Below are 22,081 nucleotides of genomic sequence, written 5' to 3' on the forward strand. Positions count from 1 at the left end.
TAACTTCAAACTATAGTGCTAGTGAAAAGTCTCAGGTCTTACTTCCGGGAAATAGAAATTCAAAATTAGATACTCAAAACTATAGTGCTAGTGAAAAGTCTCAGGTCTTGCCTCCGAGAAATGAAAATTCAAATGATAAGTCTCAGGTCTTAACTCCAAAAAATGAAAATTCAGAAATATTAACTTCAAACTATAGTGCTAGTGAAAAGTCTCAGGTCTTAACTCCAAAAAATGAAAATTCAGAAATATTAACTTCAAACTATAGTGCTAGTGAAAAGTCTCAGGTCTTACTTCCGGGAAATGGAAATTCAAAATTTGATACTCAAAACTATAGTGCTATTGAAAAGTCAGACCTATCTCTTCCCAAAAATGAAAATTCAAAATTAGATACTCAGAACTATAGTGCTAGCGAAAAGTCTCAAGTCTTGCCTCCGAGAAATGAAAATTCAAATGATAAGTCTGAGGTCTTGCCTCCGGGAAATGAAAATTCAAAAATCCTAACTTCAAACTATAGTGCTAGTGAAAAGTCAGACCTATCTCTTCCCAAAAATGAAAATTTAAAATTTGATACTCATAACAGTGTTAGTGATAAGTCTCAGGTCTTGCCTCCGAGAAATGAAAATTCAAATAATAAGTTTGAGGTCTTACCTGCGGGAAATGAAAATTCAGAAATCCTAACTTCAAACTATAGTGCTAGTGAAAAGTCTCAGGTCTTACTTCCGGGAAATAGAAATTCAGAAATCCTAACTTCAAACTATAGTGCTAGTGAAAAGTCTCAGGTCTTACTTCCGGGAAATAGAAATTCAAAATTAGATACTCAAAACTATAGTGCTAGTGATAAGTCTCAGGTCTTGCCTCCGAGAAATGAAAATTCAAATGATAAGTCTGAGGTCTTGCCTCCGGGAAATGAAAATTCAAAAATCCTAACTTCAAACTATAGTGCTAGTGAAAAGTCTCAGGTCTTGCCTCCGGGAAATGAAAATTCAAAAATCCTAACTTCAAACTATAGTGCTAGTGAAAAGTCTCAGGTCTTGCCTCCGGGAAATGAAAATTCAAAAATCCTAACTTCAAACTATAGTGCTAGTGAAAAGTCTCAGGTCTTGCCTCCGAGAAATGAAAATTCAAATGATAAGTCTGAGGTCTTAACTCCAAAAAATGAAAATTCAGAAATATTAACTTCAAACTATAGTGCTAGTGAAAAGTCTCAGGTCTTACTTCCGGGAAATGGAAATTCAGAAATATTAACTTCAAACTATAGTGCTAGTGAAAAGTCTCAGGTCTTACTTCCGGGAAATGGAAATTTAAAATTTGATACTCAGAACTGTAGTGCTAGTGAAAAGTCAGACCTATCCCTTCCCAAAAATGAAAATTCAAAATTAGATAATCAGAACTATAGTGCTAGTGAAAAGTCAGACCTATCTCTTCCCAAAAATGAAAATTCAAAATTAGATAATCAGAACTATAGTGCTAGCGAAAAGTCTCAAGTCTTGCCTCCGAGAAATGAAAATTCAAATGATAAGTCTGAGGTCTTGCCTTTGAGAAATGAAAATTCAAAATTTGATACTCAGAACTATAGTGCTAGTGAAAAGTCAAACCTATCCCTTTCCGAAAATGAAAATTCAAAATTTGATACTCAGAACTATAGTGCTAGTGAAAAGTCAGACCTATCCCTTCCCAAAAATGAAAATTCAAAATTTGATACTCAAAACTATAGTGCTAGTGAAAAGTCTCAGGTCTTAGCTCCAGAAAATGAAAAAGACTTAATTATTCTTACACAATGTCCCACAAGCTGGAATGACTTACGAATCTGGTTCCGACGAGCAATAAATCAACAGAAAAAATTAGCGATCGCCTACTCCCAACCCCCTATTGTCCCTCCCCTAGAAATCTGGCAAAAACTCCTGGGAATTGCCAAATATCTTAACCGTACCGGCAAATCTGTCACTCGTTATCAATTGCTAAAAAAGTTAAATATTGGCGATGCTACTCTTAAATTAGGTTTCAAATCAATACAACATTTTGGATTTAATGTCAAGTATAAAGACAGAAGTTTTTACATAATCCAGAATCAAACCAAAAATCAAAAAGCCTCTTGTGCCCGAACTTCTTTAACAGAAACTTCATCCCAAACAGTCCAAAAGTTCCTAGCAGCAGTATCAGAAGAACAATTTAGGCAAAAATATTTTTGTGAAGTACCTCTAAAAACAATAGAAGCGATCGCCACCCAAACAATTTTAGAAGATAGCAATACTTCTATTCCCTTCTAGTTGCTCTACAATAGTTGAAGTTGTGACACAGAACAGCCTCCTATTATGCTCATCTGTCCCCAATGTGAGTTTGAAAATCCTAACAATCATAAATATTGTCAAAAATGTGGTACATCCTTAACCCACAAAAATTGTCATCAATGTGGCTTAGAAGTCCCTTTGACCGCTCTACAATGTCACAACTGTGGAGCCTATACAGGTCAATTATGGAAGGCCATTATTTACTATCAAATAGAAGTTACTACTCCCAGTATACCAGAGATTAATCTTAAGAAACTGAGTCAAGAGGAATTCACTACAGGAGCAAGCTCCCTGGCCAATGATTCCGCAGAGTCAGCAGCAGATATATTTACTGAAGAATCTGAAGATAATTTAGAATCCCCTGAGAATTCGGAGGAGAAAATTGAAATAGAAGATAGTCTAGAACCAGGCGCTCTTACTGCATCAGTTTCAGATGTAGAAACAGAAGAAACTCAACCAAAAGCAATAGGGAACTTAGATAATTTAGAATTAACAACTCTAGATATACTTAGTCCAATATCTGAAGCAGTCAACACAGAGAATCCATTATCCTTAAACAATACAGAAATACTCTCCACTGCATCAGAAAAAAAATACTTAGACCCTCAAAAACGCTACCAAGTATTGGAAACTATACCAGCAAGCAACCAAGGTCAAACAGTAGTATTGCAAGTATTAGACCGTTACCCACTAGAAGAAACCCCTATTCAAACTTGGTTGAAAAATAATTGTGATCAGCAAATAACTCCCGAAGGTATGGAAGCTTTAATTATTCCCATCATTGCCCAACCGTATATAGCTTTATATACCCAAATACCCCAATATTTGCCCGCTATTCACGATAGTTGGCGAACGCAATGGGTGGAAAATTCGACATCGCCAGAGGAAGAAATACTACTTTTGGCCGACTATAGTAGTTGGCCACGATTAGTTGACCTCTGGGGAAACCAACGATTTTCCCAACTACAAACTTTATCATGGTTGCAACAAATGACCGAACTGTGGATAGCTCTAACACCCTCGGATTGTTGTCAAAGTATACTTGAACATGAAAATCTCCGGGTAAATCAAGCAGATAACAACTCTATCAAGTTGCAACGCTTATACTCAAAACCTGATGAAGCAAAAACTCTGGGAGATTTAATGCTATTCTGGCAATGGTTGTTTGAGCAATCCCAACGTACACAATTTGGTTGGATAACAACTTTATTTCAAGATTGGCGAAATGGTGAGATACAAACTATTGAAGAATTGCGATCGTATCTAATGAATACTCAAGATAATTTACAACCTCTACCAACTATTACATCTGTACCTACAGTTTTGCAAACCAATGATTCTGCAAAAGAAATAGTAGATAATATTGAGACTCAAGACACCGAACTTTTACCAATACAATTGATGAGTTTGGAAAGTTCCGGTAAAAGTGATGTAGGCAGTCAACGGGAGCATAATGAAGATACTTTTGGAATTCAAACTCAGATAGAAAGTCAGGAAACTTCTACAGAAAAAATTATTCAGGCGAAAGGAATTTATGTACTTTGTGATGGTATGGGAGGACACGCTAGTGGAGAAATAGCTAGTCAATTAGGGGTAGACACTATTAAACAATACTTGAAAACAGAAAGTAGTTGGTCAGTAGGTTTGCCTTCAGAAGAAAAAATTCGAGAAGGAGTCTTACAGACAAATGAGGTAATTTACGATATTAACCAACAAGAAGTTCGTTCTGGCAGTAGTCGAATGGGTACTACTTTAGTTATGGCAATGATTTACGATACAAAAGTAGCTGTAGCTCATGTAGGGGATAGTCGTTTGTATCGTTTTTCTCGTAAGGGAGGTTTAGAACAGATTACTCTAGATCATGAAGTAGGTCAAAGAGAAATTAATCGCGGAGTTGAACCAGAAATAGCTTATAGTCGCCCCGATGCTTATCAATTGACTCAAGCGTTAGGACCACGAGATGAAAATTTTGTCAGACCTGATGTACAGTTTTTGAATCTGAATGAGGATAGTCTGTTAATTTTAGCCTCTGATGGTTTAACAGATAATCAGCTTTTGGAAAATCATTGGCAAACTCACCTGGAACCACTTTTAGACAAACAAGCTAATTTGGAGTTGGGTGTAAGTAAGTTAATTGATTTGGCAAATGAATATAATGGTCACGATAATATTACAGCAATTGTGATTCGTGCTTTAGTCAAGACACAACAAGATTAGAGAAATTTTTTTGATACAGGCAAAGCGCGAAGATATCTTAAATTTCTAATACCAATTCACTTTAAATATGTCACAAACAGTTTCAAACTTTAAATGTCAAATAATTGCACTATTGTGTTGTCAAAGTTTTTATCCGCTCAAATCTAGCTTCTAGCTTCTAACTTTTGAATTTTGAATTTTGAATTTTGACTTTACTCCCTACTTTAATAAATTGTGATTAGGTTAACCCTCCTAGACCCTGAAAAAAATACTCCTTTAAAAAATTGGGATTTTCAAAGCGAATCAATAATTAAGATTGGTCGCTCTCCTGATAATAATATTGTTTTATCTGATAGCTTAGTTTCCCGATACCATCTAGAGTTACATAAAATATCAAAGTCCCAATCTGGAAATCTTTGGCGCTTAGTTAGTCAAGGCACAAATGGAACTTTTGTTAATGGAGTTGTGATGTCTCAGGGGATCGTTTCTGATGGTTCCCTGATACAGTTAGCAAGAGGTGGCCCGATTTTAAAGTTTCAAGTTCAGCCTCCATCTGCTGCAAAAATTCCTCAGCAATGTTGTCCCCGTGCTGGTGATAACCCACCGGGAAATTTATTCTGCATCTATTGTGGTCAACCAATTCAGGTTGAACGCAGTATTCGTCAGTATCAAGTTTTACGGATATTGGGTCAAGGTGGCATGGGTACTACTTATTTGGCTTGGGATCGGGAGCGAAATAATTTGCCAGGTATGAGCGCTTCCCCTGCTGCTGCTTTAGTGGTACTGAAGGAAATGAACGCTGATATGGCTCAAATTCGTAAAGCTCAAGAATTATTTGAGCGAGAAGCTAGAGCGCTGAAATCATTAAACCATCCGGGTATTCCTGAGTTTTTCGATTTTTTTGTGGAAGAAGACAAGAAATATTTGGCAATGGAAATGATTCATGGTCAGGATCTGGAGAAACGCATTGTTACTCAAGGACCGATTTTACCACAACAGGCAATAGAGTGGATGATTCAAACTTGTGAAGTCTTAGAATATATTCACTCACAAGATCCTCCACTTATTCACCGGGATATTAAACCTGCTAATCTTTTAGTGCGCCGTCGCGATAATCAGATAGTGGTTTTAGATTTTGGGGCAGTCAAAGAGATCGGAACACCTTTGGGCACGCGAATTGGTGCAGAAGGTTATAGCGCCCCCGAACAAGATCGCGGGCAACCTTTAACTCAATCTGATTTGTATGCGGTTGGTGCAACTCTGATTTTTGTGCTTACAAGTCAAAGTCCAATGAAGTTTTATGAAAATCGTGGTGATGGTTATCGCTTTCATATTGAAGGCGTTCCCACTATTACACCACAATTACGGGAAGTTATCGAAAAGGTGACACAACCATTGCCTAGCGATCGCTATCAAGCTGCCCCAGAGTTAGCAGAAGCATTGAAGAATTGTCTTTAAAAAGCAAACATCATCAGTTTTCATAAGCTGATACTAAATCTGACTTAGGTGCGTTATTTCTGAAAGGAGATAACAGGAAAAAATGATCGATCTATTTTGTCAATCAGATTAGGTATCAGCGATATCAAGACGTTTCCAAGCTTCTGATCAATGCCTGAAAGTGTCTATCGGGATCTGTTGAGGGAAACTTCATAATACCAATAGTTCTGAGGTTTAACCATTGCTACTAAAAGCTTATGCAAATCAATAATCAATAGCAGTAGGAAATTGAATTTTGCTATCAGAACTGATAGAATTATGATTAAGGATATTTATAGTTAACCATAATCCCTAATTCCAATCGTGACGAGCTACAAAGCTCGTGTTTACCCATGTTTTTTGCTGATTTGCAGGGTGCAACTCACTGCTTCATAAAACCGATATAAAACGTCAAAACAAGTGACATTTTACTGTGTACGGACGTTGCTTGAGCATTAATGCGTTTTCCGTTCCGGAATGCTGCCTCTTTCAGAGGAGCTGCGCTAACGCAAACATGTCGCATAGCGTTTCATGTCGCGTAGCGAAAACGTCCCTTGCTGCCACCGGAACTGTCGGCAGCAAGACCTCCACAGGAATTGAGGGTCAAGCAAACCGCATCTCTTAAATTAATACTGGCGTTTAAATCTCTATCTACTGACAAGCCATATTCTGGTTATATCGTTATTCTTTGATTAAGTCAATGCTCTTAAATCCTAGTACCATAAATATAGATTAGATTATTGGAAATAATACCAGATTATAGCCAACAGTTACAAACCCTTCAACAGATAACTATCACGTCTTCGTCTTTACCAGCTTAAGTTAAGTCTGAGCGGAAAGCTAATAAACTAATCTTCTTCCCAAGCTTCTACAGCTAATAGTTCACTAATTGGATCTTCCATCGAAAAACCAAACTCTTGCAGTTCTTTTTTCCAAAAATGCCACTTATCCCCGAAAAGCAGGGCAATCTTCCAGATACTATCTGTTGGCTTGATTATATTAGATTTCAGAAGGGAATTCACCTGACGCTGGAGTTTATCCATCGGGTGTATAACCTGTTGGCTCATAATACCTCTTAATTTTTTTAAATTCTGCTAAAGGCTACCTTCCCATTCTCACTTTTACCGATTCGTGGATTTTTCGTGGCCTTGGAGAAGGTGCTTTATATGTTTATACTTTAGCATACTTACTTTTGGCAAGCCATTATAAGTACAACTAAATTCTTTTAAACCAATGGTAAGATTTGTTTATGCTTCGTGGGTTTTTATGTGTTTTCTTACTTGAAAAAAATTCATTAATGTGATATGCAAAAATGATATCCCTAAATAGGTAAACAATCTTTTTTTTGATTATACTTGAGATTATAACACGCCAGTAGATATAAATCAAGATTTAGTTAGCCTGAAAGGATAAATTTAGTTAATCGTGGAAATGATAAATTCTGAAGACGATCAATAGACCTCTCCGGAAAAGAGGGAATAGGGAATAGGGAATAGGGAATAGGGAAAAAGAATCGATTATTTCTGTACGATAATTTATTTGATTTTTAATTATCGGAGATGTCTAATAGCAATGAGTAATTTTTAGTATACTGAGTTATCCTAATTAGTCGATCAGCATTTATCCTACTTCTTGGATAGGACAAAATACTAATAAACATATCCGATAATCAAAAATCAAATCAATCCCACCCGCATAAATCATCAATTCTTTCCCACTCCTCTCGTACGAGCGATTTGCGCATCGCCCTTACTCCCTCTTTTCCAGAGAGGTCTAATAACTATAGGACTTACGCATGCGAAACCCGGTTTCTAGGATAAATCATTGTTTTGAGCAATAAATGTCTACGAGAAACCTGGTTTCTGGGTTCACCTGCGTAAGTCCTGAACTAAAAATCAGTTAACAATCTAACTTTTCTGAGAACAAAAGTTAATACAGTCTCCTGTGAAGAAATAATATCAGCTCTACCTTCCATTCCTGGTTGGATCGGATATTGACGATCGCCTTTGACTAAGTAAGGTTGTTCGGGTTCTATTGTTACCTCATAATAAGCTTCTCGAAGCACTTCTGGGGCGATAGCATCTGGAGAAATTGAACTGACAGTTCCTTTTAGAATACCATAATCAGGGAAAGGATAAGCTGAAACCCGAATTTGCACGGGTTGTCCTACTTTTACTCTGGCAATATCTGCTGCTGTAACTCTGCCTTTAAATACTAAAGCTGCGTTACTAGGAACAATTTGAGCGATCGCTGCTCCTGGTTCGACAGTTTGCCCAGGGTTACGCAAAGATAACCTCAGTATAGTACCATTTGCAGGAGCAATAATTACGCTACGATCGAGGTTAGTATTGATCTGTTCTAGTTCTCTGTTACCAGCAGTCAATTCTTTAATTAGTTCGGTTCGCTTGACTATTAGATCGCGTCTATCTTTAGCAAACTGTTGAGCAACTGTAGGCAAAGATCGGGATAGTTCTAAAATAGCTGACTCAATGGATGATTCATCTATCTGATTATTTGCTGTTGTCGGCGATCGCTCCTGCTGAAAATTATAAGGTCTAGCAGTAGCTAAGATTTGAACTTCTAGAGCAGATATTTGTTGATTAATCTGTTCTAATTCAATGTTGCACTGTCTAATTTTTTCTTGTAGTTGATTTTTTTGACCTATCAGAGCAGATTCATCTATGCGTGCGATCGCGTCTCCCATCTGGACTGCTTGATTTTCATTGACTTCTATACTGTCAACTTTACCTTCTGTAAGTGCTTGAACAATTCTTACATCTCCTGTTGGACGAGCAATAGCTTCTGTTCTCACAGTAGGATTATACTTGACTACACTCATTAGGGTAATAGCTGCACCAAATGTTCCCACTAAGAACATTCCTCCTATCTTATTCCAACGACTCATAGGAGGAAGAAATTCATCACTTTCTAGGGGTTGTACTTCTATAGAATTAGAATTATTGAACATCATTTTAAAATAATTGTTTTGAGACTAAATTGATAGTTTGCTAAATGAATGGCAATAACAATGGATAATGGATAATAGATAATTACCTCTGGTTAAAACCGTAAGAGAATTGAATCTAAGAAAATTCTCTAGCTTAGAAGTTATTTTGTCAGCGATCCGGATCAAGTTCAAACTGCTAGAAATTAGGATTAAAGTTAATGCTCAACATAAAATTATCATAGAAGTTGGCAAAAATCCGGATACTGCAGATTATTTGGGAAATATAAATTAAAATTCCTTCAGAAGTTCAAGAAATCAGTAAAGATTACTGCTATTTTATGAAAATTATTAACCATAAGGAAGTTATCATGCCAGAATCTCAACAAAAGCAACTTTTTACAGAATTAAATTTAGAAGAATCTACGAGAATTAATGGGGGTTACAATGAAAATTCTCAATATCGCCGTAGTTTTTTAGGTTTTCAACTTTGTCCTCGCACTTATTACGGTTATAACCGTAATTCTCCTAACTATCAACGTTATAATTCTAATTATTATAAGGGGAATATAAGAGGCTACTACTAATTTGAAATTTTTCTTCTTTAAATCATATTATATTCTCATGGTTACTTGTGACTGAAACAGACATTTAAATCAAGTTATAGGATTACCAAAGTAGATAATATGGAAATATTATTTATAACTTTTATGGTTAATAAATTAACCTATAAATATTTTAAGTAAACAGAAAAACAACCGGGGGTTTTATTTACCAAAACCCTTAAGTATGCTGTTCCTAAGTTGTGGCATATATAGCGTTTCTCAGCAATCGTGAGGTACACCTATCTTTATTTGTTCCTATTTCCTATTCCCTGTTTCCTATTCCCTATTCCCTGTTCCCTGTTCCCTGTTCCCTAAAACCAAGGAATTTTGTACCTCACCAGCATGGGAATTGCTATATAGCAATCAGTTGTAATTTACATTTGTAATATTTGATCGTAGGGGTTTGGTCTCCAAACCCCATCTTAGTTTTGATTTTGCCTCCAAACCCCTACAGTTTTTTCTCACATCTCATTCCTGATTGCTATAGTAATGCTATAGAATTATTTTGTGCAATTATTCTGACTGAACTATACATAAATATTGAGTTTTTGATTTATATATCCTCTTGAAAACAATAATGATTCAATTAAATTTAATGAAAAAATATTTAGCTCAGTATCTATCCGGATGTTGATAACTACTAAGGAAGAATAAATTGTAATTCCTAGTAGTAAACAGGAATTATTAAACCTTACTAATGTAATTAACCTTGAGGAAAATATTGATGCAAGAAAAAGAAAATAATCAACTCTTTACTGACCTTTCTACTGAAGAGTCTGCTACTATTAATGGCGGTCATGGATATTATGGTCGTTATCGTCGTCGCCTTTATTCTGGTTATGGCTATCGTCGTTATTCTCGTCGGCCTGTACGTTACTACTCCCGTCGTCGCTACTATGGCGGCTGTTACTAATTAAAACTTTTTAATAGTAGTTTTATCCTGATTAATTGAAAAAAAAGTAAATTTTTTAATGCTTTTTTTTCTGCTCATAAATAGCAGATAATCAGGAAAAAAATATCCGGATGCTGAAAGTAACTAACGAATAATAGAGCGGAAATTACAGTAAGTATTCAGCAGTAAGCATTCAGTGGTCAGCTATTTATTTTAGTTTGAGAAAAAAGCTTTATTAGTTGAGGTAAATTGAATCTTACTATCAAAGCCGACTTTAAAGGTTGTATTCATTTAAAAGCTTTTTAAGGTTTAGATAGGGTTTGCTGAGAGCTGTTAGCGAAGCTCCTCTGAAAGAGGCTGGTTAATAGCTGAATGCTTACAAATTACAAGATAGTTAAAGATAATTTAAAAAAATAAATTATAGAGATTTTAACTATCTTGTAAATCGAAATAAAGCAGAGGATAATCTTATGCAAGAAACTCAAAACAGCAAACTATTTTATGACCTTTTTTATGAAGAATCAGCCACTATTAATAGAAACAGAAAAAATATCCTGAATCTCTAATTTACCTAAAGAATAATCTATTACAAATCACGAGATAGTTGGATAAATAAATCTAAGTTTAAACTAGCTTGTTGATTCAATTAAATCTGAGGAAAAAATGATGCAAGAAACTCAAAATAACGAACTATTTTCTGATATTTCTACTGAAGATTCTGCGACTATTAATGGTGGTCATGGTTGTGGTTGTGGTGGTTATGGTCGCGGTCGCTCTGTAAGTTATGGTTACGGTCGCCGTGGCTATTACTATGGTGGTTATGGATATAGTCGCCCTGTACGTTATGGCTACCGTCGTGCTGGTTATGGCTATGGTTATCGTGGCTACCGTCGTGGTGGTTGCTACTAGAAGCCTAATGAGTAATGAGTAATGAGTAATGAGTAATGAGTAAGGAGTAAGGAGTAAGGAGTAAGGAGTAAAATCAAGCCCGAAAATGAAGGTTTAAAGCCTCTTCATTCATGAAGAAAAATTCTTGCGTATTCATCATTTTTTGAATTCTCTGACTTTCCTGCGGAATGCGGAGCAAACAGGCAGAGGTATTACTTATTACTTAACACTATTAAGCACCTATAGCTTTATTAGCTTTATAGGTGCTTTTTTCTGATTTGATTGTTTGTTAAGAGAAAGAGTTATTTAGTATAGCATAATTCATTAGTTGTAAGTATTCAGCTATTAGCAGTTAGCTCTTAGCTTTTTAATAAATAAAGCAAGCAAAAGATATACTTCTAAATCTCCATTTTTACCGAATAATTAATAATTATTCACCTTTAAAGTCTCCCCTTTCAAGGAGAAAAATAAATTTTTTTCCTTCTTTGTCAATGCTCTCCCTTTTAGGTTAGGGAGAGGTAATTAAGAATTAAGAATTAATTGTTAATTGTTAATTCTTGAATACATCCTTCTTTAAAGGTAATTAAAGCTGATAACTGTTAATAAAGTTCCTCTGCAAGAGGCTAGCTGAAGGCTTAATGTTTACCATCAATCTAGTGTAGGATTGCAGAAATAATTTACCAGTTATAAAATCCTAAAAGCCTTGCTAACCAATACTTTTGAATTTTGAATTCCGCCTAGCGGTTAGTTATTTTTAAATTAAATCATTATGTTAGACATTGTACCAGTTCCAATATTACCAAAAGCATCTACTGAGCGTGAAATAAATAACTTTAATAAATATCCAATAATTCTTCAGCAAAGTGAGGAAGATTGTGGAGCGGCTTGTTTAGCTTCTATTGCTAAATATCATGGTCGTAATTTAACAATTAATCGGATTAGAGAAACTATAGGTACTAATCAACAAGGAACGACATTATTAGGTTTAAAACAAGGTGCAGATACTATCGGTTTTAATGCTAGGTCTGTCAAAGCAAATCCAGGAATTTTAAATAAAATTGACCAAGCTCCTTTGCCAGCAATTATTCATTGGCAAGGCTATCATTGGGTGGTTTTGTATGGCAAACAAGGAGATAAATATGTAATTGCTGACCCTGCTATTGGGATTCGTTTTTTGTCTGAAAAAGAATTAGCTGAAGCTTGGGAAGATTGGGTTTGTTTATTGGTAGAACCTGATGCAAAACGCTTTTTTTCTGAGGCTGATGAAAAGGTAAGTAGTATTAGCAGATTGCTGAGACGAGTTTGGTATTATCGGCAAATTATTATTCAGGTATTTCTCCTAAACATTGTCTTAGGTTTACTTTCGATCGCTTCTCCTTTTTTGGTACAAATTCTGACTGATGATGTGCTTGTTCGGGGCGATTTTCAGTTACTTACAAGTGTGGTAATTGCTGTAATTGTGATGAATATTTTTAGCAGTTGTCTGGAGTTAGTTCAATCTAATATGATTGCTCATTTTGCTCAACGTTTGGAGTTGGGATTAGTGATGGAATTTGGCAGACAAATTTTACGTTTGCCATTGAATTATTATGAGACGCGACGTAGTGGTGAAATTGTTAGTAGGCTGACGGATATTAAAGAGATTAATCAGTTGGTTTCCCAAGTAATTGTGAGTTTGCCTAGTCAATTTTTTATTGCTTTGGTTTCTTTGATTGTGATGTGCCTTTATAGTTTTTCCCTGACTATAGTTGCTGTTTTTATGGCGGTGGTTATGACTTTATCAACTATTGCTTTGCTGCCGATATTACAGCAAAAAACTAGAAGTTTATTTGCTTTAGAAGCAGAAACTCAGGGTGTTTTAGTGGAGACTTTTAAGGGGGCAATGACTCTCAAAACTACTTCTAGTGCTGCTCAGTTTTGGGAAGAATATCAAGGTAGGTTTGGCAAGTTGGCTAATTTGAGTTTTAGAACTACTCAGATTGGAATTGTCAATGATGTTTTTTCGGGTTTAGTTAGTAATATTGCTAATATTTTTCTGTTGTGGTTTGGCAGTAATTTAGTTATCGCTCAACAATTAAGTATTGGTCAGTTATTGGCTTTTATTGCTATGAATCAATATGTGTCAACTTTGGTTAGTACGTTGGTGGGATTGATGGATGAATTGGCAAAGGTTCAGACTGCTACTCGACGACTTTCAGAAGTAATTGATTATCCTCCAGAAACTGATGAAAAGCATCAAAAACCGGAGGCTAAAATTAAGGATAATTCTGATATTATTTGCTCTAATGTTAGTTTTCACTACGCCGGGAGAATTGATTTATTAGAAAATTTTTCTGTGAGGTTTCCTGGGGGTAAGTCTATTGCTTTAATTGGTGAGTCTGGTTGTGGTAAAAGTACGATCGCTAAATTAATTGCTGGTTTATATCCTGTACAATCTGGCAATGTTCAAATTGGTATTTATAATTTGCAAGATTTAGATATAAATTCTCTGAGAAAACAGGTTGTATTAGTTCCTCAAGATGCTCATTTTTGGAGTCGTTCAATTCTTGAAAATTTCTATTTAGCAGCGCCGGGGGTAACATTTGAAAAAATTGTTGAAGCTTGTCAAATTTCTGGGGCGGATGAATTTATTAGTCGTTTACCTGATAAGTATCAAACGGTTTTAGGGGAGTTTGGAGCTAATATTTCTGGCGGACAAAGGCAGCGTTTGGCAATAGCTAGAGGTATTGTTAATGATCCGTATGTTTTAATTTTGGATGAGTCAACTTCTGGTTTAGATCCAATCGCTGAGTCGGAAGTTTTGGAGAGTTTATTATCTTATCGTCGAGGGAAAACTACTATTTTTATTAGTCACAGACCGAGGGTTATTAGTAGAGCTGATTGGATTATTTTATTGAATCGTGGAAAGTTAGAATTGGAAGGTTCTGTTGAATCTTTACGGGCAAAACATGGGAATCATTTAGACTTTTTGAATCCTTAGCTAGTAGCTAGACACAGATTTGGGCACGGATAAACGGATTAATTATTTGGCATTATCCCTGGATTTGCGGCCAAATTCGTGTCTAGCTCCGTTGAGACGATAGTGCTACCCACCTATCAGTCATTCCTTTCCACTATCAGTCTCATCTTGACTTTTACCAATTGTTTGTTGTGCAGCATGGCGAAGATGAAGAACTCGAACAATCGAAATGTCTTGACTTTCTACAATAGTGAAAATAATTCGATATGAATGACGTCCCCTACGGTAGAGAAGTTGCCGAATTTCTTTGCTGAAGTAGTTATTTTCCCGTGCTAAAGGACAACGTTTAGGCATTTCTGACAGAGATTCAATAGTCTTTAATAGCTCTTGATACCAATGTCTTGCTGTTTCAATTGATACAACTTGACACAACCATTGAAATGCTCTATCTGCTTCTGCTTGTGCAACGCTGGAAATTTCTATTTGATATGTCATTCTTTCATTAGTACAGCACTACAAAAAAGTATTAGAATGTTAATAAAATCAAAATCCTTTACCGAAAAATTTTGGTTTAAAGCCTCCCCTTGGATAGGGGATAATAAATAAAAATTGTATGTATGAGTCAATCCTCTTCTTTTCAACAATTAATAATTATTAATTATTCATTATTAATTATTAATTGTTGAAAACCAATAGTTTTGGGTTTAGCTGAACGCTTAAGGCTATAAATTATATTTACGACGTTGTGCTTCAGCAAATTCATCAAAAGAACTAAATCGACCATTTTCAAAATCATCTAATCCTTGCTGAATACCTTTAATAGCTGCTTCGGTATCGGCAGTTTCCCAGTCTAAAACTCTGGCAAGTAATTCGCTGGCAACTAGGGAAATATCTTGCCCTTCTTGAGTTGCTTTTTCCTGGAGTCGTGCTTCTAATTCTGGAGTTAGGTTGATTGTAATTGACATAATATATTGTTGATATTTTGATTGATAATTTAATGTTGTTTTACCATACAGGATCATCTCTTTGAAGTTCCTCTGTTTGATTTCTCAGAATATCATCTTGTAAGCGTAGCTCACTAAGACTGGTAAAACTTTTCAAGATAGGTTCTAAGCAATATTTAGCATCTTGATATCCTAGTTTTTTAAGTTGGCTAATTCGCTCTGAGCTAAAGTCTAACATACTGGTAATATCTCCAGCAATTAGAGCTTGATTTTTATTCAAAGATTGAGTAGGACGAATTTCTATAATTGCTTGTTCTGGGAAATCATCACGATTCCAGGTACCAGCATTTTCAAGATGAATAACAATCGCATGAGTACAACCCTCTTTTGATAAAGCACCTAAAGGTACATTATCCCCTAAAGCTCCATCAACATAATATTTCCCGTTTATTTCTCGTGGAGGGAATGCAAAAGGAATGGCAGCACTTGCTAGTAATAAACTATAAAGTAACTCATCGTCTCCGCAATCTTGAACCCTTAACCATTTTGCTGACGATCCTGCCAAAACTCGAACCATTCCTAGCAAATGATCGTAATTTATGCCAGGAATTTTTAAGGCTGGAAATACCGCAACCCAAAGCTCCTTACCACTTCGTATCGCAGCAGGTTTAACTGCTTGCTTGAGTAACTTCTCAATTGGATCGGGATTAAATAAAGATACTTTATCGCGATCTAAACCTGTTTTACCAGGATTTAAGTGCAAGACTTTTTCTGAACCTAGTTTATCCCATAAAACATTCAGTTGCTCCACTGCGACTGAGAAATCTGGGTATGATGCAATAACTGCTCCATTCAAAGCTCCAATGCTAGTACCCGCGATCGCGTGAGGAGCAAAATTAATTTCAGCTAAGTAGCGTAAAGCTCCTGCTTCATAAGCTCCCTTTGCACCACCACCAGCAAGCACTAAACCAATCTTGTGTTCTGAGTCTTTATCAAAAGAGGTGATTTTTAAAGATTTGTTAGAAAAATCAGGAGATAGTGATTGATTCATAGTTTCGGACTCCTAGATAAAATGGTAATACTATCATTAGCAATCTCTTGAACATTTTGACGGACAAAATCTCGGACGTCAGTGGTGTAATCTAATCGGTTAATTTGAGAACGACAAATCTCAATTGCACATTCTGCTGGTTTCTCAGGACGAACTTGCTCTGGTAAACTTGCTAATTCTAAAGTAGTTCCTAATGTGAAATAATAGGGCATTTCAACAAGTCTTTCTCTTGGTAAAAAGCGAGTTTCTAGCAAACCCATTGTCAACTCTAAATCTGTTGACTGTAATTGTTGCCATCCTTGATCGTATAATTGATGAAGATCAAAAAAGTGATCGGGTAAATCTTTACTTTCTGCAATAATTTTATTTCCTAATAAGTCTCGGAAATATTCAGTATCACCAGACTCAATTTCATATATTGCTACAGAACTACTAAATACTTCTCTTACCAAAAAAACTACTTGAAATACCCAAGGTAGCTTAGTATAGGTTTGTTTTGCAGACCAGGAACTGAAAATTCTCTCAAAATCATCTCTTGCTGCACTTTTTATTTCTAGTTTTTTAATACGGCTTTCTAATTCATTGACTCGCCCATGAACCTCGGTTGCCAGTTGATTAAACTTCTCACCAAAAGCAATTAATTGTTGTTGATTATTTAGTAATTCCTGTCGATGATTTCTTATTGCATTTCGAGCTTCTAGAAGTGAATTTTGAGTTGTATATAAAGCAACTTTACTAATGTTAACTGAATCTGTTAGTTCAAGTATCCAGTTATGTAAAGCTTCTTGACCTGCAACTAAATTTCCTTCTAGTAGCATCTGACGTTTAAAATCACTCCCTGTTAGGTTATCAAGCAGTTTACCAAAGAAGCCTTGACTTTTGCGATAACTAACTAATCCACGACTAATTTGAATACCATTAACCAGAGCAAGTAAAGTTTTATCACTAACTAAGGGAACTCGACGTTGTAATCTCTCGAAAGATTCCATTTGATGACTCCTAAATTTCTAAAATTTCATATTACTAAAATTCTACATTAAAATATCTCCATCTACCCAATTACCTTATTCAGTTTTATAAGAATTTGTATTATGGAAAGATTTGGGTAGTATGTTCTGGATTTTTTCGAGATAATTCTCACACTTACGCATTTGCTCAGTAGATTTTTTCACTATAAAATTTAACCTTTCTTGAAGTTGTTCCTGTTGTTGGCGAGTTAGAGTTTTATCACTCTGTGCATTTTCAAGACTTTCCCTATATCCTGAAAGGTATTCATTTAATGAATAAAAATATATATCAATTTGACATTGTATTTCTTCATCAAGATACTCTTTTATTTGATTCTTTATATTGTTAATATTATTCTCAATTGAAACATTTACTTGCTTTACTAACTCTTCTAATACAACTTCATAATAATCTTGCTTTCTCTGGGTTTCTACTTTAATATCCTCTTCCAACAACCACAATGTCTTCCAACTTCTACGCTTCTGAATTTCTGTTGATCTTTTAGTTTTAAGTTTACGATTAATTTTAAATTCAATTTCCCGACAGGCTTCTGTGCGAAATTTTGGAGAGGAGAAAGGTTCTAATTTAACTTCAAATTCTTTCTTCAATCGCTCTGTCGCTTTTTTAATTATAGATTTTGTTTCTGATTCTAATTTATTTGCTAATTTGTTGTAAACTGACTTAACTTTATCTTCCAAGTCATTTCTAAATTCTATAAGAGCTGTTTCTATTAAATCTATACAATAAGAAATTGACTCTGTCGCAAATTTATCGGCCTCATTTTTATCCTCAAATTCAACTTTCCCTTTAAATTTGTAGGACAATTTTTCTGTAATATATCTTGTGGGAAAAAATCTCCTATCAATGTAAGGTAACAACAGTTTTCTACTCTTTATATCTAATTTTTGAATCAAATTACCACGATCATACTCTTGATCAATAAATAGTTCTTCAATTCTTGATTCAATATTTTTCTGAATCAAAGATAAATACTTATTATTATATTTATTGATATCTTCTTTTACATTGTTAAAGTTTCCTAGTTTTTTTTTAATCTCATCTAAATCATTTAAGTCTTGTTTTAAAGAATTAATTTCACATTGTAACTTAGAAGCATCTGTGAAAATTGCCTGATTTCGTAAATCTGTTTCATCTTTTAGCTTACCTAATAAACTATGACTTAGATTTAATGTTTCTTTCATAGCTAACGGTGCAGCACTTTCCATTAAAGCATTGATAGCATTATCCATAAAATTACCAAACTTAGACTTTTCCCAGATTCTATTGGCTTTCTGCTCTAAAAATTCCCGATCAGCACTTTCTAAGTCTTCTTCCCAGTCAACACCAAAGGCTTCTTCTGCTAATAATCTAACAGCATTTTGCTTTTTTAACTCTTCTAAGGACAAACTATTGTCATTGATAGTCTTGAAAAAAGATGCAGCAGAAAATGCACGCCTTGCTGATATTTCAAATACAGTGTTTTGAGCTCTAGATGAATCTATTCCAAACTCTGAGACAACAAAATTTTGTATATCTTCTGGGGACATATCGCCTTTTCTACGTTGTTCGACTTTATTCACTAAAATATATAGGCTGTCTTGATTACCTCGAATTTTAATAATACCTTCAACTTCCTTCTTGATATTTTCTGCCGCTTCTGTGTTGAGTTGAGTATAGTCTAAAACGACTAATACAATCGAACTTCTTTTTAATTCATTCCTGACAACACCTAAGAGACGAGACTTATCACCTGCTTCATTAGGACCTGGAGTATCAATAATAACAAGATCGCCTAAATCTTGCTTCTGCTTCAAATTTTGCTGTTGAAAAAAAGGTGTTTTAATACGAGGAATAGTAGAAAGGTTTTGTAGGGGATTGAATTGCACAGACAATAAACTACAAAGACGAATTGCATCATTGAGTATTGATAATTTGTTTATAATATATTTTTGTTCAGTTGTTTTATTATCTGCAAAAAGATAATCTTCTGAAGAGTTTATTTTTTCTATTCCTTCCAGCACTTTATGCAAATGAGGATACTGAGCTATTATTGCTTTAGCTTTTTCTACATCACCTATTTCTTTAATCTTTTTTTGAATAGCTAAAACTGCTTTTTCAAAAATTCTCTTAATTTCATCTGAAACAAGTAATTCAGGTAGATATAAACTTGAGTCTAAAATAATTTCTGTTGGTATTGTTGTCATAGCTGCATTACGATTAGGGAGTATTTCTTGACCAATAATTGCATTAACAATAGTAGATTTTCCTGCCTTCATAGGAGCAACAATGGCCATCCGAAGTTCTAAATGCTCAACATTTTTCTTAGCTTCCTCAATCTCCGATATTGACGATGTTAAGAAATTTGATATTGACTCCCTATTTTCTTTTGATAACTTTTCTGAAGTAGCAATTGACTCTACCTTTCGAAATAGGTCACTTGTCTCAGAAAGACTATTAATTACGTCCTTCTGAATACTATAAATATTAGGTTGTAAGTTTAAATTCATTTCCTTAATTTTCTACTTACTTAGTTTTACTTAGTTGAAATTAATACTAAAAAGTCAGCGATGCTACGGTTAGATTTTAACCAATCTTACAATAATGCTAGCAACTGTTGTGATTATTTGTAAAATAAATTAACAATTTTGATTGAACTTTAGCTTTTTCAACTAACTATTGCTTATGGGAAAATCGGGATTTTTCATTCTCTGAAGCTCCAGATTTTCTGAAATAGTAAAGATTAATCGAGAGCGATCCCGAAGCGGAACAGATGTTCTATCGCCTCATCTTCAGATAGCTAGATTAATTATAAGTTGGTAAGTTTTTTATTCCTAGTATCAAGATGCTATAGTTGAATTTTAAAGTTCATCCGAGGAATATCAGTAAGTTAAATAATTATAGTAAATACCACGTCTTTTAAACAGGCTAAAATATTGTGGCGATCGGGTAAATTAGACGATGCTTTTAAAAAATATAAACAGTCAATAGAATCAAATCCAAATTTTGCTTGGAGTTATTATTATCTGGGAGAAATATTAGCTGCACAAAATAAATGGCAAGAAGCAGTTATCCAATATAAAGAAGCAGTTATAGCGCTACGCATTAAGGTTAGGACATTTCTAAATCCTGTTTGCGCAGCATGACCTAGGAAAACCCTTTGACAGTTCCCTATTCCCTGTTCCCTATTCCCTGTTCCCTGTTCCCTATTCACGCTTCGCGTAGCGCTATAGCTAAGAAAGAATTGCTTAGGACATGGACTGATGATGAATCTTAGACTAGGAAATACTTTTCGAACTGTTCCCTGTTCCCTGTTCCCTGTTCCCTGCTATATAAATAAAAATGAATAATTACCTATGGTTAAAACCGTACTTGATTGAACAAAGTGCAAAAATATTATTTCTTTTTTTCTCTAGGGATTAATTATCAATTATCCATTGGTAATAGGAATTTCAATCATAAATGTTGCACCTTCATCAACTTTAGAATCACAAGTTAATTTTCCGTGATGCTGCTCTACTATTATTTGATAACTAACTGATAATCCTAATCCAGTACCTTTACCAACTGTTTTAGTAGTAAAAAATGGCTCAAATATTCGTTCTCTTATAGACTCATCTATACCTACTCCATTATCAGTAATTGTCATCATAACTAACTCTGAATTTTTCACTTCTGTGGTAATCCAAATTGTCGGCAACTGCTGTTCAATTTTTTTTTGTCTCTTTATTTCTAAAAAATCAATAGCATTATTTAATAAATTTAAAAAAACTTGATTCAGTTGATGGGGATAACATTGAATCTGCGGAATTTGAGCATATTCTTTGATGATTTGAACTGGTAATAAATTATCTGTTTTTTCTAGTCTAGACTTCAACAAAGCCAAAGTGCTTTCAATTCCTTGATGAATATCAACTAACTTATATTCTGCCTGATTAATTCTAGAAAAATTGCCAAGAGAATCAACTATTTTCTCAATCCTTTCTGCTCCGTTTTTCATAGAAGAGATAAGCTGAGGTAAATCATCACTCAAAAAATCTAGCTCAATATCTTCTACATAGTTCTGAATTTTTTGATTGGGCGATGGGTATTCCTCCTGATAAAGTTTAATTAAATTTAGCAATTCTTGGAAATAACTATTTGCATAGCCAAGATTATTATTAATAAAATTGATTGAATTGTTAATTTCATGGGCAACACCTGCAGCTAACTGCCCCAAACCAGCCATTTTTGCATTTTGAATAATTTGAACTTGAGCTTGTTTTAGTTCTTGTAAAGTTTGTTCTAGATTTTCAGATTTTTTGGTCAATAAAGTTGCGGAGGTTGATAGCTGTTGGTTTTTTTTCTCCAGCATCAAATTTTGCTTGATAATCAGCCTTCTACTATAATTAATCTGAAGTTGATTCTGGATTCTGATTAAAACTTCTTCTAGATGAAATGGTTTAATAATATAGTCTACTCCTCCGATATAAAAAGCTTTTACTTTATTAAAAACTTCATCAAGAGCGCTCAAAAAAATTACTGGTATATTCTGAGTTTTTAGGTTAGCTTTAAGTTGCTCGCAAACTTCATAGCCATCCATTTCTGGCATATTAATGTCTAATAAAATCAAATCTGGAACTTGAACATGAATAGTTGTTAATGCCATTTTTCCACTATTTACGGCCCGAACTCTGTGTCCTGCATTTTTCAATATCTGGGATAAAAGCTTGAGATTTTCTGGAATATCATCAACAATCAAAATATTTCCAGTAATCTTATGGTTAGATTTATTCATAATTAAATTTAATTGTATTATTGGTCAAATCAACTCAAAATTCAAAATTCAAAATT

The 22,081-nt window shown here is 34.7% G+C and carries 16 protein-coding genes and 1 pseudogene; 9 read left to right on the forward strand and 8 right to left on the reverse strand.

Features of this window, described 5'->3' with window-relative positions; translation table 11 throughout:
* From F6K40_RS00325 to F6K40_RS00335, 3 genes and pseudogenes are all read left to right on the forward strand, one after another.
* Positions 1–2,267 (forward strand): annotated as a pseudogene (locus F6K40_RS00325) (hypothetical protein); the annotation flags it as partial.
* Between the two features lie 45 nt (positions 2,268–2,312).
* The gene (locus tag F6K40_RS00330) at positions 2,313–4,505 is read left to right on the forward strand and encodes a serine/threonine phosphatase (RefSeq protein ID WP_293129737.1); all 2,193 of its coding nucleotides are present in this window, start codon (positions 2,313–2,315) and stop codon (positions 4,503–4,505) included.
* Positions 4,506–4,718: 213 nt separating this feature from the next.
* Entirely contained in the window at positions 4,719–5,942 is a 1,224-nt protein-coding gene (locus tag F6K40_RS00335) for a protein kinase domain-containing protein (protein WP_293129740.1), read from the forward strand.
* Between the two features lie 866 nt (positions 5,943–6,808).
* Here F6K40_RS00335 and F6K40_RS00340 read toward each other — a convergent pair.
* Positions 6,809–7,027 (reverse strand): DUF4327 family protein, encoded by a 219-nt coding sequence (locus F6K40_RS00340; RefSeq protein WP_293129743.1) that lies wholly within the window; start codon positions 7,025–7,027, stop codon positions 6,809–6,811.
* A gap of 821 nt (positions 7,028–7,848) precedes the next feature.
* Complete coding sequence (locus F6K40_RS00345) at positions 7,849–8,931, reverse strand: HlyD family secretion protein (protein ID WP_293129746.1); 1,083 nt, start codon at positions 8,929–8,931, stop codon at positions 7,849–7,851.
* A 106-nt stretch (positions 8,932–9,037) separates the two neighbouring features.
* On the opposite strand from F6K40_RS00345, the gene F6K40_RS00350 reads away from it, so the two are divergent.
* The 5 genes from F6K40_RS00350 (at position 9,038) to F6K40_RS00370 (ending at position 14,269) form a co-directional block, all read left to right on the forward strand.
* Positions 9,038–9,199, forward strand: coding sequence for a hypothetical protein (locus tag F6K40_RS00350; protein WP_293129750.1), 162 nt, complete (start codon positions 9,038–9,040; stop codon positions 9,197–9,199).
* Positions 9,200–9,245: 46 nt separating this feature from the next.
* Entirely contained in the window at positions 9,246–9,491 is a 246-nt protein-coding gene (locus F6K40_RS00355) for a hypothetical protein (protein WP_293129753.1), read from the forward strand.
* Positions 9,492–10,233: 742 nt separating this feature from the next.
* A complete protein-coding gene (locus F6K40_RS00360; RefSeq protein ID WP_293129756.1) occupies positions 10,234–10,422 on the forward strand; it encodes a hypothetical protein in 189 nt (62 codons plus the stop codon).
* Positions 10,423–11,064: 642 nt separating this feature from the next.
* Entirely contained in the window at positions 11,065–11,310 is a 246-nt protein-coding gene (locus tag F6K40_RS00365) for a hypothetical protein (RefSeq protein ID WP_293129759.1), read from the forward strand.
* Positions 11,311–12,058: 748 nt separating this feature from the next.
* Positions 12,059–14,269, forward strand: a complete 2,211-nt coding sequence (locus F6K40_RS00370) for a peptidase domain-containing ABC transporter (RefSeq protein ID WP_293129762.1) — start codon at positions 12,059–12,061, stop codon at positions 14,267–14,269.
* Between the two features lie 120 nt (positions 14,270–14,389).
* Here the strand turns inward: F6K40_RS00370 and F6K40_RS00375 are convergent, their stop codons facing one another.
* The 5 genes from F6K40_RS00375 to F6K40_RS00395 all read right to left on the reverse strand — a co-directional run bounded on the left by F6K40_RS00375 (position 14,390) and on the right by F6K40_RS00395 (position 19,758).
* Positions 14,390–14,743, reverse strand: coding sequence for a type II toxin-antitoxin system RelE/ParE family toxin (locus F6K40_RS00375; RefSeq protein ID WP_293129765.1), 354 nt, complete (start codon positions 14,741–14,743; stop codon positions 14,390–14,392).
* Positions 14,744–14,970: 227 nt separating this feature from the next.
* Entirely contained in the window at positions 14,971–15,213 is a 243-nt protein-coding gene (locus F6K40_RS00380) for a hypothetical protein (protein ID WP_293129768.1), read from the reverse strand.
* Between the two features lie 40 nt (positions 15,214–15,253).
* Positions 15,254–16,243 carry a patatin-like phospholipase family protein gene (locus tag F6K40_RS00385; RefSeq protein WP_293129771.1) on the reverse strand — a complete coding sequence of 330 codons (990 nt, stop codon included), beginning with the start codon at positions 16,241–16,243 and terminating at the stop codon, positions 15,254–15,256.
* Positions 16,240–17,232: a diguanylate cyclase regulator RdcB family protein gene (locus F6K40_RS00390; protein ID WP_293129774.1), complete on the reverse strand. Its 993-nt coding sequence runs from the start codon at positions 17,230–17,232 to the stop codon at positions 16,240–16,242. The genes F6K40_RS00385 and F6K40_RS00390 overlap by 4 nt, the downstream gene beginning before the upstream one ends.
* A 75-nt stretch (positions 17,233–17,307) precedes the next feature.
* Positions 17,308–19,758 (reverse strand): dynamin family protein, encoded by a 2,451-nt coding sequence (locus F6K40_RS00395; protein ID WP_293129776.1) that lies wholly within the window; start codon positions 19,756–19,758, stop codon positions 17,308–17,310.
* Positions 19,759–20,148: 390 nt separating this feature from the next.
* On the opposite strand from F6K40_RS00395, the gene F6K40_RS00400 reads away from it, so the two are divergent.
* Positions 20,149–20,394: a tetratricopeptide repeat protein gene (locus F6K40_RS00400; protein WP_365669658.1), complete on the forward strand. Its 246-nt coding sequence runs from the start codon at positions 20,149–20,151 to the stop codon at positions 20,392–20,394.
* Positions 20,395–20,678: 284 nt separating this feature from the next.
* Here the strand turns inward: F6K40_RS00400 and F6K40_RS00405 are convergent, their stop codons facing one another.
* Positions 20,679–22,025: a hybrid sensor histidine kinase/response regulator gene (locus tag F6K40_RS00405; protein WP_293129778.1), complete on the reverse strand. Its 1,347-nt coding sequence runs from the start codon at positions 22,023–22,025 to the stop codon at positions 20,679–20,681.
* Positions 22,026–22,081: the final 56 nt, after the last annotated feature.

The sequence above is a fragment of the Okeania sp. SIO3I5 genome, from assembly GCF_010672085.1.
Classification (GTDB): Bacteria; Cyanobacteriota; Cyanobacteriia; order Cyanobacteriales; family Microcoleaceae; genus Trichodesmium.